This is a genomic window from Streptomyces galbus, from assembly GCF_005280195.1.
GTDB lineage: Bacteria > Actinomycetota > Actinomycetes > Streptomycetales > Streptomycetaceae > Streptomyces > Streptomyces galbus.
In genome coordinates this window covers 1-1,134 of sequence record NZ_SZPR01000074.1, presented here as the reverse complement: position 1 = coordinate 1,134, position 1,134 = coordinate 1, and the positions used below count along the sequence as shown (strand labels likewise).

Annotated in this window: 1 protein-coding gene; it reads right to left on the bottom strand. The window is 70.7% G+C overall.

Features of this window, described 5'->3' with window-relative positions:
* A partial coding sequence (locus E4U92_RS36175; RefSeq protein WP_168725287.1) for a hypothetical protein occupies nt 1–1,078 on the bottom strand: 1,078 nt, incomplete at its 3' end.
* Nucleotides 1,079–1,134: the final 56 nt, after the last annotated feature.

The following is a 1,134-nucleotide window of genomic DNA, read 5'->3' as shown; positions in this document are numbered from 1 at the left end:
CCTCGGGGATGCGTGTGTTGCGCGAGGCGAGGGGATGCAGGCCGATCTCGTGGGCGAGCATGCCCATGATGTAGCCGGTGTCGTACTTCTCGAAGTAGTAGCTGGCGAGGTTGATGTCGACGCCGTCGTCACCGCGGTCGATGACGTCCGCCGGGGTCTCGGTCGTGCGCAGGTGCAGGGTGATACGCACGGAGCGGTCGCCGACGTAGTCCCTGATCGTGGCGTGTTCGTCGAGGAGTTCGGCGATGCGGACGGCCTTGTCCAGGTAACGGTCCGTCTGCTTCAGGTTCGTGAACTCGAACCGGCCCAACTTGAAGGGCAGCGGAGCCTGCTGCGCCGGGGCTTCGGGCGCGGTGTCCGTCTCCTGGGGCATGTGGGCCGGGACGTCGGGACCGGCTGTGGTGCCGGTGGGGCGGGGCAGGGAGACGGGGTCGACCCAGATGGATGTGCGAGGTGCGGGGATGGCGGTGTCGCGTGCCGAGGCCCAGCTTCGTTGAGCGGGCTCGCTGTCGGGCTTAGGGGCGCGGGCTACGTCGCCGATGAGGGCCCCGAGGAGGGCCAGGTGTCGGTCGCGCAGGCCGGCGGGTGCGAGGGAGGAGTCTTCGGGGGCTTCGTTGAGGTCGCCCAGCAGGCTGCCCAGGACGTGGGGGCGGTGCGGGGTGTCGGTGTCGCGGTATTCGTCGCGCAGGCCGAGCTGGTGGGTGAGCTCGTGGACCAGTTGGACGGGTGCTGCGTCGGTCCACCAGGTCACCTGGTCCATCGCCTGGTCGCGGCCCACGAGGTCCACGGTCAGGTGCGGGGCCTGCGCCTGGGTGTCGTCCGGGTCGATGCGTTCGACGGTGACGTGCAGGCGGTCGCCGTCGGGGAGTCGGTAGGCGGGGTCGTTGAGGAACTCCCGCACGCCCTGCTGGAGTTGGTCGAAGACGCGGGTGGCCTGTTCGTCGGTGCCGCGCAGGGCGACGCGGACGGTCAGGTCGGTGACCGGATCGCCTTCATGGGTGAACCGGCGGGCGTCGAAGCCCGAGCGGACGACGAACCGGGGACGGTGGTCAAGGGGCCCCTGCGGGGGTGGTCCCACCGTCGCGGGAGCCGCGCCGCTGTCGCTTTCAGGGAGCCGGGGGCGGGCTTCGTCGG